This window comes from Streptomyces sp. BYX5S (assembly GCF_054724165.1).
The window spans coordinates 2,940,055-2,954,238 of the sequence record NZ_CM138829.1 but is presented as its reverse complement, the minus strand read 5'-3'; the positions used below and the strand labels follow the sequence as shown (position 1 = coordinate 2,954,238).

12 protein-coding genes are annotated in these 14,184 nt (G+C 73.0%); 7 read left to right on the top strand and 5 right to left on the bottom strand.

Going from position 1 to position 14,184, the window contains the following annotated elements:
- Positions 1-45: 45 nt before the first annotated feature.
- A complete protein-coding gene (locus ACYBSK_RS13450) occupies positions 46-2,148 on the top strand; it encodes a catalase (protein ID WP_460246207.1) in 2,103 nt (700 codons plus the stop codon).
- 5 nt (positions 2,149-2,153) lie between these two features.
- On the top strand, positions 2,154-2,831 hold the full coding sequence (locus ACYBSK_RS13445) for an HAD family hydrolase (protein WP_457477144.1): 678 nt from the start codon (positions 2,154-2,156) through the stop codon (positions 2,829-2,831).
- Between the two features lie 54 nt (positions 2,832-2,885).
- On the opposite strand, the gene ACYBSK_RS13440 is transcribed toward ACYBSK_RS13445, so the two are convergent.
- From ACYBSK_RS13440 to ACYBSK_RS13430, 3 genes are read right to left on the bottom strand one after another with little or no spacing between them, the layout of a single operon-like run.
- Entirely contained in the window at positions 2,886-3,092 is a 207-nt protein-coding gene (locus ACYBSK_RS13440; protein WP_457477143.1) for a CDGSH iron-sulfur domain-containing protein, read from the bottom strand.
- Entirely contained in the window at positions 3,073-3,732 is a 660-nt protein-coding gene (locus ACYBSK_RS13435; RefSeq protein WP_457477142.1) for a HemK2/MTQ2 family protein methyltransferase, read from the bottom strand. The genes ACYBSK_RS13440 and ACYBSK_RS13435 overlap by 20 nt, the downstream gene beginning before the upstream one ends.
- Positions 3,729-4,781, bottom strand: coding sequence for an iron-containing redox enzyme family protein (locus tag ACYBSK_RS13430; protein WP_457477141.1), 1,053 nt, complete (start codon positions 4,779-4,781; stop codon positions 3,729-3,731). The genes ACYBSK_RS13435 and ACYBSK_RS13430 overlap by 4 nt, the downstream gene beginning before the upstream one ends.
- A 116-nt stretch (positions 4,782-4,897) precedes the next feature.
- Here ACYBSK_RS13430 and ACYBSK_RS13425 point away from each other — a divergent pair, with 116 nt between their 5' ends.
- A complete protein-coding gene (locus ACYBSK_RS13425) occupies positions 4,898-6,070 on the top strand; it encodes an aromatic acid exporter family protein (RefSeq protein ID WP_460246206.1) in 1,173 nt (390 codons plus the stop codon).
- Here ACYBSK_RS13425 and ACYBSK_RS13420 read toward each other — a convergent pair.
- A complete protein-coding gene (locus tag ACYBSK_RS13420) occupies positions 6,010-6,855 on the bottom strand; it encodes an endonuclease/exonuclease/phosphatase family protein (protein WP_457477139.1) in 846 nt (281 codons plus the stop codon). The two genes, ACYBSK_RS13425 and ACYBSK_RS13420, sit on opposite strands and share 61 nt — an antisense overlap.
- 79 nt (positions 6,856-6,934) lie before the next feature.
- Between ACYBSK_RS13420 and ACYBSK_RS13415 the strand changes: the two genes are divergently transcribed.
- Both ACYBSK_RS13415 and ACYBSK_RS13410 read left to right on the top strand, forming a co-directional pair.
- Positions 6,935-8,461 (top strand): FAD-dependent oxidoreductase, encoded by a 1,527-nt coding sequence (locus ACYBSK_RS13415; protein WP_460246205.1) that lies wholly within the window; start codon positions 6,935-6,937, stop codon positions 8,459-8,461.
- 75 nt (positions 8,462-8,536) lie between these two features.
- Positions 8,537-9,517 (top strand): YihY/virulence factor BrkB family protein, encoded by a 981-nt coding sequence (locus tag ACYBSK_RS13410; protein ID WP_457477137.1) that lies wholly within the window; start codon positions 8,537-8,539, stop codon positions 9,515-9,517.
- A 78-nt stretch (positions 9,518-9,595) separates the two neighbouring features.
- Here the strand turns inward: ACYBSK_RS13410 and ACYBSK_RS13405 are convergent, their stop codons facing one another.
- On the bottom strand, positions 9,596-10,615 hold the full coding sequence (locus tag ACYBSK_RS13405; RefSeq protein ID WP_460246203.1) for an NAD-dependent epimerase/dehydratase family protein: 1,020 nt from the start codon (positions 10,613-10,615) through the stop codon (positions 9,596-9,598).
- A gap of 179 nt (positions 10,616-10,794) precedes the next feature.
- On the opposite strand from ACYBSK_RS13405, the gene ACYBSK_RS13400 reads away from it, so the two are divergent.
- The gene (locus tag ACYBSK_RS13400) at positions 10,795-12,042 is read left to right on the top strand and encodes an ATP-grasp domain-containing protein (RefSeq protein WP_460247016.1); all 1,248 of its coding nucleotides are present in this window, start codon (positions 10,795-10,797) and stop codon (positions 12,040-12,042) included.
- Positions 12,043-12,054: 12 nt separating this feature from the next.
- Entirely contained in the window at positions 12,055-14,076 is a 2,022-nt protein-coding gene (locus tag ACYBSK_RS13395) for a CocE/NonD family hydrolase (RefSeq protein ID WP_460246202.1), read from the top strand.
- Positions 14,077-14,184: the final 108 nt, after the last annotated feature.

The following is a 14,184-nucleotide window of genomic DNA, read 5'->3' as shown; positions in this document are numbered from 1 at the left end:
ACCCCGCGCCGGTGACCGACGCACTCAGTACGTGAGGAGCTCGCCGTGACCACCGACCGCAAACAGGAGCAGCGCGAGGACGCTCGCGCGGAGGATCCCGCGTCCGGGCCGCTCACCACCGACCAGGGAGTGACGGTCGACCACACGGACGACTCGCTCACCGCCGGTGACCGCGGTCCGACGCTGATGGAGGACTTCCACTTCCGGGAGAAGCTCACCCACTTCGACCACGAGCGGATCCCGGAGCGGGTGGTGCACGCGCGGGGCGCGGGTGCCTACGGGTACTTCGAGCCGTACGAGTACTGCGCCGAGTTCACGCGCGCCGCGTTCCTCCAGGACCCGTCCGTGCGCACCCCCGTCTTCGTACGGTTCTCGACCGTGCAGGGGCCGAAGGGTTCGGCGGACACGGTGCGCGACGTGCGCGGCTTCGCCACCAAGTTCTATACGTCCGAGGGCAATTACGACCTCGTCGGCAACAACTTCCCGGTCTTCTTCATCCAGGACGGCATCAAGTTCCCGGACTTCGTGCACGCGGTGAAGCCGGAGCCGGACACCGACATCCCGACGGGCGCCTCCGCGCACGACACCCTGTGGGACTTCGTGTCGCTGCAACCGGAGACGCTGCACACCATCATGTGGCTGATGTCGGACCGGGCGATCCCGCGCAGCTACCGGATGATGCAGGGCTTCGGCGTGCACACGTTCCGCTTCGTGACCGCCGAGGGGCGCGGCACGTTCGTCAAGTTCCACTGGAAGCCGAAGCTGGGCGTGCACTCGCTGGTGTGGGACGAGGCGCAGGAGTGCCAGGGGCGTGACCCGGACTTCAACCGGCGCGATCTGTGGGACACGATCGCGGCGGGCGAGTACCCGGAGTGGGAGCTGGGGGTCCAACTGGTGCCGGAGGAGGACGAGTTCGCGTTCGACTTCGACCTGCTGGACCCGACGAAGATCATCCCGGAGGAGCAGGTGCCGGTGCGGCCGATCGGCCGGATGGTGCTGAACCGCAATCCGGACAATTTCTTCGCCGAGACCGAGCAGGTCGCCTTCCACACGGCGAACGTCGTGCCCGGCATCGACTTCACGAACGACCCGCTGCTCCAGGCCCGCAACTTCTCGTACCTGGACACGCAGCTGATCCGGCTCGGCGGGCCGAACTTCACGCACCTCCCGGTGAACCGGCCGGTCGCCCCCGTCCGCACCAACCAGCGCGACGGCTACCACCAGTCGCGGATCCACACGGGCACGAACTACACGGACAACTCGCTGGGCGCGGGCTGCCCGGCCGCCGCGGGCATGGACGGCCACGCCTTCACGCACCACACGGAGCGCGTCGACGGCGCGAAGATCCGGCGCCGCAGCCCCAGCTTCCAGGACCACTACAGCCAGGCCGCGCTGTTCTGGCACAGCATGAAGGACTGGGAGAAGCAGCACATCGTCGACGCGTTCCGCTTCGAGCTCGGCAAGGTCAAGGCGCTCGCGGTCCGCGCCCGCACGGTCGACGAACTCACGCACGTGAACACGGAGTTGGCGCGGGAGGTCGCCCGCGGCATCGGTGTCCCGGTGCCCGAGGGCGGCCAGGAGACCGGACCGCCCAAGTCGGCGTCGCCCGCGCTGAGCATCGAGTCGCTGCCCGGCGACGGCTCGATCCGGACACGGCAGATCGCGGTCCTCGTGACGGACGGCGTGGACGCGGCGCAGGTGACCTCGGTGCGCGAGGGCCTCGCCGCCGAGGGCGCGATCGTGGAGGCCATCGCCCCGACCGACGGCACGGTCACCGGCTCGGACGGCGCGGAGTACCACGTCGACCGGGCGCTGCCCACGGTCGCCGCGGTCCTGTACGACGCGGTGCTCGTGCCCGGCGGGCCGGTCGGCACCCCGGAGGTGGTGAAGGACCCCGCCGCCATGCGGTTCGTGCGCGACGCCTACCGGCACGGCAAGCCGGTCGGCGCGCTCGGCTCCGGCGTGGGCGTGCTGTCGCCCGTCGTCCCGGAGTCGGTGCGCGTGTCCACGCAGGGCGGCAGCGTCGTCGCCGACCAGGGTGTCGTGACCGACACGTCGGCGGGGGCGACCGGAGCGGACTTCGTACGCGAGTTCACCCGGGCCGTGGCGGCGCACCGGCACTGGGGCCGCCCGCCGGTACGGACGTGACCGCCATGTCCGCCGAAGCCACGCGCGCCGCGCTGTTCGACGTCGACGGCACCCTCGTCGACACCAACCATCTGCATGTGACGGCCTGGTGGGAGGCGTTCCGGCAGGCCGGTCACCACGTGACGATGCACGACGTGCACCGGTCGGTCGGGCTCGGCGGCGGCGATCTCGTCGAGCGTCTCCTCGGGCCCGACCGGGACCGGGACGCCGACGACGGGATCAGCGCCGCGCACAAGACGCTGTACGCCACGTACTTCGAGCGTCTGCCCGCCTTCGAGGCGGCCGGCGACCTGCTGCGCGCGTTGGCCGGCCGGGGCCGGCGCATCGTGCTCGCCACGTCGGCGGGCGGCGCCGAACTCGCCGCGCTGCGCCGGGCCATCGACGCGGACGAGGTGATCGCGGGGGCCGCGAGCGCGGACGACGTGGCCGAGGGCAAACCCGCCCCCGATCCCGTGCACCGGGCGCTCGACCTCGCCGAGGTGCCGCCCGAGCGCGCGGTGTTCGTCGGCGACACGGTGTGGGACATGAAGGCCGCAGCGCGGGCCGGTGTCACTCCGGTGGGCCTGTTGTGCGGCGGCATCCCGGAGGAGGCGTTGCGGGCGGCCGGGGCGCGGGCGCTGTTCCAGGACCCGGCGGATCTGCTGCGGCATCTGGACGAGAGCCCGCTGGCGGCCGAGGGGTAGGCCCGGCCGCGACGGCGGTCGCGGGGCCGCCGGGGAAGGTGTTCCCCGGCAGCCTCAGTCGTCGTGTTTGGAGGTGCGCCGGTGGCTGGTGTCGCACCACGGGTAGCGGCGGCTGCGGCGGCAGGTGCAGATGGCGACCCGGAACCGGTCGGACGACACCACCGTCCCGTCGTCGAGGGTGATCTCCACGGGGCCCTCGACGAGCAGGGGGCCGGAGCGCTGGGCGGTGATGCGGGTGGGGTCAGTCGATTCGTTCGGCACGGATGACCACCAGTCCTTCCGTCGAGGCGTCGTCGGCGAGCAAGTGGCGCCCGCGCAACCACTGTTGGCGCTCTCGCAGCACCGGGCCGAAGGGGATCCAGCGGAGGCGCACCACCTCGGCCCGCAGGCCGTTCGCGGCGAGGAGGTCCACGGTGCGGTCGGGGTCGCTGAGCGCCGACTGGACGATGAGGAGCGTGCCGCCGGGGCGCAGCAGCGGTGGCGCGGCGCGGCAGATGCGGTCGAGCAGGAGGCGGCCGTCCCGGCCCGCGTCCCAGGCGCGCGCGGCGCCGCCGCGGGGCGCGCGGGCCGAAGGGGAGGGAACGTAGGGCGGGTTGGCGACGATCATGTCGAAGGTGCGGCCCTCGACGGGCGCGAGCAGGTCCCCGCGCAGCACGCGCAGCGGCAGCCGGTTGCGCCAGGCGTTCAGCCGGGCGGTGAGCACGGCGCGCCAGGAGATGTCGACGGCGGTCACGCGGGCGCCGCGGCCGGCGGCGGAGAGGGCGACGGCGCCCGTTCCGGTGCCGACGTCGAGTACTTCGGCGCCGGGCGCCAGCGGCTCGCGCAGCAACGCCTGGGCGAGCATGCGGGTGTCGTCCTGCGGGGCGTAGACACCGGGCAGCGTCAGCAGCGGGCTGGTCATGTCCGACCTCCTGTGTGCACGGCCGTCCCGGTGCGCAGGGACGACTCCCCCGCCTCCCACGCGGCGCGCAGTGCGCGCGCGAAGCGGTCCTCCAGGTGTTCGGTGGCGTCGACACCGAAGGCGATGTCCGCGTCCAGCTCCGGTTCCTGCTCCAGGAGCCCGTCCACGACCTCGTGGCGTACGACCTGTTCGTGCACCGCGTCGGCCTCGACGTGCTCGTCGTAGAAGAACACCGCGCGCTCCCCCGCGCCGACCCGGCGCAGCGCCTGCGCGAGGCGCCGGGAGCCGGGTGACGAGGTGGTCTCGACGGTGGCGAAGTGGCCGACGAGGGCGCCGCGCAGCGAGCGGTGCAGGCCGAACAGGGACATCAGGTTGACGAGCGCGAGCGCCTCGGCGGACGCGGCGTCGAGGTAGTGGCCGTAGTCGGTGCTCAGGCCGAGGTCGGCCATGAGGTCGGCGAAGAGCCGCGCGTGGATGCGGTCGGCTCGGCCGCCGCCGTACTCGTCGAACTCGATCGCGGCCATCCCTGCCTTGGGCCGCCCGTGCAGCCGGGGCAGCACCCAGGCGTGCGGGTCGGCCTCCTTCAGGTGGTAGACCGAGCGGTGGGCGGCGTACTCGCGCAGCATCCACAACTCGCCGCGCTCACTGAGGAAGTGGCTGAGACCGTCGCCGTCGACGGGTTCCACCAGGAGTGCGTCGAGGGCGTCGTGCGCGCGGCCGCCGCGGGTCGCGTCGGCGCGCAGGGCGGCCAGCATGCGCTGTTCCAACACCCCGCGCGCCCGCAGGAGTTCGGGATCCCACTCGTGGGCGTCGGGGACTCCCGCGAAACCGCGGTAGTGGAGTTCGTAGCAGACGTACAGGGCCAGCTGGGCGTCGTCGCCGTAGGGGTCCGCCGCCTCGACCGCGGCCGCCGTGGGCAGCGGGTGGGACGGGTCCCCGAGGTACCCGAGCACGGCGGCCGACACGGGGCCGCGCGGGCGTGGCGGCGCCGGGGCCCGGTGCCGGGCGGGGGCGGGCGCCGTGGCGGTCCCGCTGTCGTAGGTGGTCATGGCCGCCGGGTACCCCTGCCCCCTCACACCACTCCCGGCCTGCGCCGTTTCACCCCACGCCGCGTGGGAACCCGGTTCCGCGCCCGATTCGACCGACCTTGGGGAGGCCGTCTGCGATGCCACGCGGGCCGGTGCGCACGATCGTGGAGGAGGTCAGGGCCGTGGGCCGCTCCACGCGCCGGGCCGTGACCGCGCCGGGGCCCGAGCGGGCCACCGCCGTACAGGCGCTCAAGGCCGCCGCGGCGGCCATCGTGGCGTGGGCGCTGGCCGGGGTGTGGTGGAACGCGCCGATGGCGCTGCTCGCGCCGTGGACCGCGGTGGTCCTGGTGCACAGCACGGTGTACCGCTCGGTACGCTCGGCGGCCCAGCAGTTCCTGGTCGTCGCGAGCGGCACCCTCGTCGCCGCGGGCGCCATGGTGCTCACACGGAACGTGATGGCGGCGATGGCGATCGCACTGCCCGTCACCGTCCTGATCGGCTCGTACGCGCGCTTCGGCGACCAGGGCTGGTACGCCCCGTCGGCCGCCCTCTTCGTGATCACCTACGGCTCGTACGCCCCGGTCGAGATCGGGCACCGCCTGATGGAGACGGTGCTGGGCGCGGTCGTCGGCGTCGTCGTCAACGCGCTGGTGCTGCCGCCCGTGCACACGCACGACGTGCTGCGGCTGCGGGCCCGGGTACCGGCGGACTGCGCCCGGCTGCTGCGGGAGATCGCGGACGGCATCGAGGACGGTTACAGCGCCGCCGACGCCGAGGCGTGGCACGGGCGGGCGTTGCAGCTCGGGGCCACGGTCGCCGAGCTGCGGGCCGCGCGGCACCGTGCCGACGAGAGCCGCCGCCTCAACCCGGCCCGTCGGCTGCGCCGTCTCAAGCCCTCCCCGCCCTCCCGCGACCTGCGCTGGGACCGGGTGGCGGACCAGCTCGCGGTGGCGCTGCGCGCCCTCACGGAGGCCGCGGACGACACCCCGCCGTTCGAGACGCCGCCGCGGCGGGCGCTGCGCGATCTGGCCGCGCTGCTGCGGGCGGCCGGTCAGGCGTGCGCCACGGACGCCGAGCGGGTCGGCAGCCCCGGCGGTGAGCGGGCCCAGGAGGCCCTGGACGAGGCCCGCGCGGCGGCCGGCCGCATCGCCTCGGCCCTGGCGGACCCGGACGGCCGCGGTTACGTCTCCCGCGGCGAGCTGACCACGGCGACGACCCGCCTCCTGGACAACCTGGAGGCCGCCACCGATCAGTCCGCCCAGGACCCCGGCTCCCGCTCCGGCACCTCGAAGTCCGCCAGCACCCCGTAGTGGTCGCTGACCTGCACCCCGTCGACCGGCTCGACGAGGAACCGGTCGCAGGCCGTGACCCGCAGGGTCGGCCCGTGCCGTCCGCAGCGCGCCGGCACGTGGTCGATGCGGCGCCCCGGCTCCAGCGGCATGTCGCCCGCGCGCACCAGCGGATTGCGCCGGGTGAAGGTGTGTCCCGGCGCGTCCCCGTGCCGGGCCTCCCAGGCGTCCTGGTAACAGACGCTCACGCCGCCGAGGGACTGCCGGCCGCGCCAGAAGCGCAGGCTCGCGGCGTCCGGGCCCGCGTCGAAGTCGCCGAGGACGACGGTGTGCCGCAGCCGTCCCGCCCCGGCGGCGAGCATGTCCTCCGCGAGGGTCGCGGCGGCCCGCGCCTGCCGCTCCCGCTCCGCTTCGTAGCCGAACGGCCAGCTGGGCTTGTGGTGGACGACGAGGACACCGCCGAGCGGCGGGTCGTACGCCACTTCGGCGGCGGCCACCCCGCACCACGGCGTATCCGCCGTACGCCCGGTCACCCGCAGCGGATCGGTGCGGACCCGGCCGAGCGGCGCCCGCACGGCGAGCACGGCTCCGACGCCGTCCGGTCCGGCGCGCGGGTGCGGGACGACCCGCCAGCCGTCCGCCGTGAGGTCCCGTACGTCGTCCGCCACCACTTCCTGGAGGGCCAGCACGTCAGGGGCCGCCTCGGCGAGCGCCGCGTGGAGCGCGCGGCGGCGGGCGGGCCCGTCCGCGTACTCGGGGGCGAGAACGTTCATGGTCAGCACCCGCAGGCGCGGTCCGGAGGTCATGCGGCACTCCTTTCAGGGGCATCGCCCGAGTGCCCCGAACACGAGGCTTGATCAGTGATTCCGGGGGGACCCGTAGCGCATGACCGAGAGCGCATCCGTCCAGAGTTCGTACTGGATCGAGTCGGCTCCGGGGCGTCGGTACCCACCCCTGGAGCGGGACGTCAACGTCGATGTCGCGGTGATCGGCGCCGGGATCGCCGGGCTGAGCACCGCGTGGGAGCTGACGCGGGCGGGGCTGAGCGTGGCCGTCCTGGAGGCGGGCCGGATCGCCGAGGGCGTCACCGGGCACACGTCGGCCAAGCTGTCGGCGCTGCACACGCTGGTCTACGACCGGCTGCGGCGCACCCGTGACGCCGAGGCCGCCCGCCAGTACGCGAGGTCCCAGAGCCAGGCCGTGGAGCATGCCGTGGAGGTGTCCGAACTCCTCGGTATCGACTGCGAGTTCGAGCGCCGCGACTCCTACACGTACGCGTCCGACCACCGGTATCTGCCCGCGGTGCGGGCCGAGGCGAGGGCGGCGCGCGCCGCGGGGCTGCCCGCGGAGTTCGTCACGGACACCGGTCTGCCGTTCCCCGTGGCGGGGGCCGTGCGGGTCACCGGGCAGGCCCAGTTCCATCCGCGCAAGTACCTGCTCGGGCTCGCCGAGGATCTGCGGGCCCGGGGTGCGCTGCTGCACGAGCAGACGTCGGTGTTCGGCCTGGAGGAGGACAGCGTCTGCCATGTGACGGCCGAGACGGGGGCCCGGGTGACCGCGCGTGACGTGGTCGTCGCGACGCACTACCCGGTGTTTGACCGGGCTCTGCTGTTCGCGCGGCTCGCGCCGCGCCGCGAGCTGGTGCTGGCCGCGCCCATCGACGAGGAGCGCGATCCGCACGGCATGTACATCACGCCGGAGGACAACACGCGTTCGTTGCGCACCGCGCCGTACAAGGACGGGCAGCGGCTGCTCATCATCACCGGCGAGAAGTTCACCCCCGGCACCGGCGACACACCCGTGCGCTTCGACCGCCTCACCGAGTGGGCCGAGAAGCGCTTCCCCGGCATCGAGCCGGCCTACGGGTGGGCCACGCAGGACAACTTCCCCTGCGACACGACTCCGCTCGTGGGGCTGCTGCACCCCGCCGCCAAGCACACGTACGTCGCCACCGGCTTCAGTGGCTGGGGCCTCAGCGGCGGCATCAGGGCCGGTCAGCTGCTCACCGCGCTCATCACGGGCCGCGAGGAGCCCGACTGGGCGAGCCTCTACGATCCGCGCCGGGTGCGCTCGGTGCTGCGCGAGGCGCCCAACTTCCTCAAGCACAAGGCCGAGGTCGCCTACCACTTCGTCGGCGACCGCGTACGGCCCCCGAGCATCGACTCGGCCGACGACCTGCCCCCGGACTCCGGCGCCGTGCTGCGCACGAAGCGCGGCCGCAGCGCCGTCTACCGCGACCCCGACGGCAAGCTGCACAGCCTGTCGGCGCGCTGCACCCACCTGGGGTGTCTCGTCTCGTTCAACGCGGCGGAACGCGCCTGGGAGTGCCCCTGCCACGGCTCCCGCTTCGACACGGACGGGAAGGTCGTGCAGGGCCCGGCCACCCGCCCTCTCGAACAGCGCGACCTGTGAACCACCCGACCAACAGAGCGAGTTGAGGTAACGGCATGCCGCACGACACGTTCGAGCAGGCGCAGGAGGAGGCACATGGCGACGACAAGTGAACCGGAGCCGGAAGAGGAACCGAAGGACCCCACGGACCTTCCGGCCCACTCCTGGTGGGCCGTGCTGCGCCGCACCGGCAAGGAGTTCCTCGACGACGACCTGCCCGACCGGGCGGCCGCGCTGACGTACTACGGCGTCCTGTCGCTGTTCCCCGCCCTGCTGGTCCTCGTGTCGACGCTCGGCGTGGTCGGCGAGCGGGCCACGCAGGGCGTCCTGGACAACCTGCGCCACCTGACGCCGGGCCCCGTACGCGATCTGCTCAATGACTCCGTCAAGCAGTTGCAGGACACCGGCGGGGTCAGCGGGGTCGTCGCGGCGCTGAGCCTGGTGGCCGCGATCTGGTCGGCCTCGGGGTACGTCGGCGCGTTCATCCGCACCGCGAACGCCGTGTACGACCTGCCGGAGGGCCGCCCGGTGTGGAAGCTGACGCCGCTGCGGGTGGCGCTGACCGTGGCGCTGATGGTGCTGCTCGCGGTCAGCGCGGTGATCGTCGTGTTCACCGGGCCGCTGGCACAGCGTGCCGGGGACGCGCTCGGGGTGGGCGACGCGGCGGTCATGACGTGGAACATCGCGAAGTGGCCGGTGCTGCTCCTGCTGGTCGTCCTGATGGTGGCGCTGCTGTTCTGGCGTGCCCCCAACGTCCGCGGTCCGGGCTTCCGCTGGCTCAGCCCCGGCAGCCTGCTCGCCGTGCTGCTGTGGCTGCTCGCCTCCGGCGGCTTCGCGCTGTACGTGGCCGGGTTCAGCTCGTACAACAAGACGTACGGGACGCTGGCCGGTGCCATCATCTTCCTGGTCTGGCTGTGGCTGTCGAACCTCGCGATCCTGCTGGGCCTGGAGTTCGACGCCGAGCTCGCCCGGCAGCGCGCCATCAGCGGCGGCCACCCCGAGGGCGAGGAGCCCTACGTGGAGCCCCGCGACACCAGGAAGTGGCCCCCGCGGCTGCGCCGCCGCACCGTCGAATGACGGGGCCTTCTGTGCGGCTCCCGTACGGCGCCCCCGACCGGCCGGGCCGGTCGGGGGCGCCGTGCCGTCGCGGGCCGCTCAGGCCCCGACCGCACTGCCCGCCAGCGGCGGCGTGTCCGCTCCGGAGCCCTCGCGCAGTCCGCGCAGCAGTTCCTCGACCGCTTCGACGGAGGTGCGCTCGGGCCGCCAGCCCAGCTCCTTGTGGGCGCGCGTGCAGTCCATCAGCGGCAGCCGCAGCACCGCGTCGAACAGCTGCGGCGACGCGGGCACCAGGTGCAGCCCGTACGCGGCGGCGAGCGCCGAGCGGGCCGCGACGCGGGGCAGCCGCACCGCCCGTGAGTGGAACAGCTCGCCGAGGACCTTGGCGTCCAGCGGCGGCTCGGCCGCGAGGTTGAAGGCGCCGCGCGCGTCACCGAGCGCCGCCGCGCAGAAGGCGTGGGCCGCGTCGTCGGTGTGCAGGGTCTGCACGCGCAGGCCGGGGACGTCCGGGAACAGGGGCAGCAGTTCGGGCCGGGCGAGCTGCCCCGGCGCGAACCGGCCGCCGAACAGCCTCCGCTGCTCGCTCGCGGACTCCTCCTTGAACAGGAACGCGGGCCGCATCCGGGCCACCCGGATGTCCGGGTGCTCCTGCTCGAAGCTGTCCAACGCCCGCTCCAGGTACGCCTTTTCGCGGGTGTAGGCGGCCTCGGGCCAGCCGTGCGTGGGCCAGGACTCGTCGACCGTCCGGTCCTTGGGTCCCGGCGAGTAGGCGCCGACGGACGAGGAGTACACGAGCGCGGGCACCCCGGCTTCGGCGACCGCCTCGAAGACCCTGACGCTGCCGAGGACGTTGGTGCGCCAGGTCAGTGCGGGGTCGCGGGCGGGCTGGAACCGCCAGGCGAGGTGCACGACGGCGTCGGCGCCCCGGAAGTGCTCGACGAGCCCGTCCCCCTCCCCCAGGTCCACGGTCCGCCATTCGGTCTTCGGCGGCGACCACTCGGGTTTCCTGCGTGCGAGGCCGACGACGGAGTCGACCTCCGGGTCCTCGGCGAGCCGGCGCACCACGCTCGTTCCGACGTTCCCCGTGGCTCCCGTGACGACGATTCGCTTGCCTGCCATGACGTCCCACCTCTCCGGCGTGGCGGTCGATTCGTGACGTGCGCGCTGATGAGCGCACCGCCACGTGTGCCCCTCACACGCGTGGGTACACAGAGGGCCCTCTCACCCACCGACTCCTGGAGCCGTCCGTGAGCCACCGCCCGCAGAACGTGTTCGTGCTCGGTCTCGACGAGGCCAACATGACGACACTGCGTGCCGTCCCCGATGCCGACACCCTGAACCTGTATCCGCTGCTGACGTCGACGGAACTGCAGAGCGGGGAGGTGCACGTACCCGATCTGATCGAGCGGGCCCGCGCTGTCCTCGACGCCTTCGACGGGCCGATCGACGCGATCGTCGGCTACTGGGACTTCCCCGCGAGCACGCTCGTGTCCCTGCTGGGCGAGCGCTACGGGACGCGTGCCACCAGCCTCGAATCGGTCGTCAAGTGCGAGCACAAGTACTGGAGCCGCCTGGTGCAGCAGGAGGTGATCAGCGAGCATCCGCGCTTCGGCCGGGTCGACCTGAACGCCGACGACCCCCGGCCGCCGGAGGGCGTCCGGTTCCCGATGTGGCTCAAGCCGGCCCTCGCGTACTCCTCCGAACTCGCCCACGGCGTCGGCGACATGGCGGAGTTCCGGGAGGCCGTGGAGGCCATCAGGAAGGGCATCCACCGGGTCGGCCGCCCCTTCGAGTACATACTCGACCAGCTCGACCTGCCCGAGGAGATGCGCGGCGTCGGCGCGCAGGTGTGCCTCGCGGAGGAGACACTGAACGGGCTCCAGGTCGCGGTCGAGGGCTACGTCCACGACGGTGAGGTCACCGTGTACGGCGTGCTCGACTCGATCAACTACCCCGATTCCACGAGTTTCCTGCGCCACCAGTACCCGTCGGCGCTGCCGGAGCAGGTGCAGCAGCGGCTGCGTACGGTCGCCGAGCGGGTGATGCGGCACATCGGCTGGTCGGAGGCGACGTTCAGCATCGAGTTCTTCCACGACCCGGCCACCGACACCACGGCCGTCCTGGAGATCAATCCGCGGCACTCCCAGTCGCACGCCGAGCTGTTCCACTACGTCGACGGGGTGTCCAACCACCACTGCATGCTGGCCCTCGCGCTCGGCCGCGACCCGGCGCTGCCGTACCGCAAGGGCCCGTACGCGCTGGCCGCCAAGTGGTACTACCGCTGGTTCACGGACGGCGTCGTCCGCGAGACACCCTCGGACGACGACATCGCCCGCATCGAGCGGGAGATCCCCGGCGTCCGCATCGACCTGGTGCCCGACACGCGCCAGCGCCTGTCCGACAGCGGCCAGCAGGACAGTTACAGCTACGAAGTGGCCCACATATTCACCGGCGGGGACAGCGAGCGGGAGCTGCGGGAGAAGTACGACCGCTGCGTCGCCGCGCTCGGCCTCGGCCTCGACACACCGGATGACCGCACGTCCTGAGGATCCCGCTCCATGCGACACATCGATCAGCTCCCCCACCCCACCAAGGAAGAGGACCACGTCACGATCCCCATGGCGGACGGCGTCCGGCTGTCCGCCCGGATCTGGCGCCCGACCTCCTCCGACGGCTCCCCCGTCCCCGCGATCCTGGAGTACATCCCGTACCGGAAAAGGGACTTGAGTTCGGTACGCGACTCGATCCACCACCCGTACATCGCCGGTCACGGCTACGCCTGCGTCCGCGTCGACGTGCGCGGCACCGGTGACTCCGAGGGCGTCCTCACCGACGAGTACCTGGAGCAGGAGCAGGCGGACGCCGAGCAGGTGCTCGCCTGGCTCGCCGACCAGCCCTGGTGCGACGGGTCGACCGGAATGATGGGCATCTCCTGGGGCGCGTTCGCCGCGCTCCAGGTCGCGGCCCGCCGACCGCCGAGCCTGCGCGCGATCGTCATCTCGTCGTTCACCGACGACCGGTACGCCGACGACATGCACTACATGGGCGGCGCGCTGCTCTCCGACAACCTCGCCGAGTCCGGCACCATGTTCGCCTACTCCACGTGCCCGCCCGACCCGGCCGTCGTCGGCGAGCGGTGGCGCGAGATGTGGCACGAGCGGCTCTCCGCCGTCGACCCGTGGGTGCTGAACTGGCTGCGCCACCAGCGCCGCGACACCTACTGGCGGCACGCCTCCGTCTGCGAGGACTACTCGGCCGTACGCTGCCCCGTCCTCGCCTCCAGCGGCTGGGCGGACGGCTACTCGAACGCGGTCACCCGCCTCCTCTCCCACCTCGACGTCCCCCGCAAGGGCCTCGTCGGCCCGTGGTCGCACAAGTACCCGCACCTCGGTGAGCCCGGCCCCGCCATCGGCTACCTCCAGGAGGTGGTCCGCTGGTGGGACCACTGGCTCAAGGGCGTCGACAACGGGGCCATGGACGGGCCCATGCTGCGCGCGTGGATGCAGGAGAGCGTGCCCCCGTCCACGTCCTACGAGGAGCGGCCGGGCCGCTGGGTCGGCGAGCCGACGTGGCCGTCACCGCGGGTGCGCCTCACGCCGTACCGGCTGGGTACGCGGCACCTGACGGGCCCGGAGGAAGCGGCACCGGAATCCCGCGCGGCGACGGTCCAGTCCCCCTTGTCCGTCGGCCAGTTCGCGGGCAAGTGGGCGTCGTACAACGCCCCGCCGGACCTCCCCTACGACCAGCGCGAGGAGGACGGCGGCTCCCTCGTCTACGAGACGCGGCCGCTCACCGAGCGTCTGGAGATCCTCGGCTCGCCGCGCATCGAGCTGGAGGTCAGCGCGGACCGGCCCGTCGCGACGGTCGCCGCGCGCCTTTCCGACGTGGCGCCGGACGGCCGGGCGACGCGTGTCACCTACGGCATCCTGAATCTGACGCGCCGCGACGGCGCCGACGAGCCGGCCCCGCTCGAACCGGGGCAGCGCTACCGCGCGGTCCTCGAACTCAACGGTGTGGCCCAGGTGTTCCCGCCCGGACACCGCGTCCGGCTCTCCCTGTCCACGTCGTACTGGCCGCTGGCCTGGCCCCCGCCGAACCCGACGCTCCTCACCGTGCACGAGGAGGCGTGCCGCCTGTCGCTGCCGGTGCGCCCCGCCTCGGCCCCGGACGACGCGCCCCCCTTCGAGCCGCCCGAGGGTGCGCCTCCGGTGGGTGCGACGCAGGTGACGCCGTCGGAGGAGCGGTGGCAGGTCACCCGTGACCTCATCGACTACGAGGCGGCCCTCGACATCGTGAAGGACCGCGGCCTGATCCGCTACGACGCGGCGGACATCGACGTGGGGTGCCGGGCGCACGAGCGGTACACCTCGACGGCGGACGACTTCGCCTCGGCGGCGGGCGAGTCGACGTGGACGATGCGGTTCCGGCGGGCGGACTGGGATGTGGAGGTGTGCACCAGCACGCGGCTGACCTGCGACGACACCACGTTCTACGTCAACGCGACCCTCGACGCCTACGAGTCCGACCACCGCGTCTTCTCCCGCACCTGGAACGAGGCGGTGCCACGGGACCACCTGTAGGCCTTTTGAGCCTCCGCGGCGATTGAGCGGCGGGGTCCGGGGCGGAGCCCCGAGGCCGCAACCACGTCACCCGCCTCGGGGCTCCGCCCCGGACCCCGCTCCTCAATC

What these genes read in the sequence shown, in the direction of transcription:
- ACYBSK_RS13445 (WP_457477144.1), top strand. Translation starts at nt 2,154, where the DNA reads ATGTCCGCCGAAGCCACGCGCGCCGCGCTGTTCGACGTCGACGGCACC.
- ACYBSK_RS13435 (WP_457477142.1), bottom strand. Translation starts at nt 3,732, where the DNA reads ATGACCAGCCCGCTGCTGACGCTGCCCGGTGTCTACGCCCCGCAGGAC.
- ACYBSK_RS13430 (WP_457477141.1), bottom strand. Translation starts at nt 4,781, where the DNA reads ATGACCACCTACGACAGCGGGACCGCCACGGCGCCCGCCCCCGCCCGG.
- ACYBSK_RS13425 (WP_460246206.1), top strand. Translation starts at nt 4,898, where the DNA reads ATGCCACGCGGGCCGGTGCGCACGATCGTGGAGGAGGTCAGGGCCGTG.
- ACYBSK_RS13420 (WP_457477139.1), bottom strand. Translation starts at nt 6,855, where the DNA reads ATGACCTCCGGACCGCGCCTGCGGGTGCTGACCATGAACGTTCTCGCC.
- ACYBSK_RS13415 (WP_460246205.1), top strand. Translation starts at nt 6,935, where the DNA reads ATGACCGAGAGCGCATCCGTCCAGAGTTCGTACTGGATCGAGTCGGCT.
- ACYBSK_RS13410 (WP_457477137.1), top strand. Translation starts at nt 8,537, where the DNA reads ATGGCGACGACAAGTGAACCGGAGCCGGAAGAGGAACCGAAGGACCCC.
- ACYBSK_RS13405 (WP_460246203.1), bottom strand. Translation starts at nt 10,615, where the DNA reads ATGGCAGGCAAGCGAATCGTCGTCACGGGAGCCACGGGGAACGTCGGA.
- ACYBSK_RS13400 (WP_460247016.1), top strand. Translation starts at nt 10,795, where the DNA reads ATGACGACACTGCGTGCCGTCCCCGATGCCGACACCCTGAACCTGTAT.
- ACYBSK_RS13395 (WP_460246202.1), top strand. Translation starts at nt 12,055, where the DNA reads ATGCGACACATCGATCAGCTCCCCCACCCCACCAAGGAAGAGGACCAC.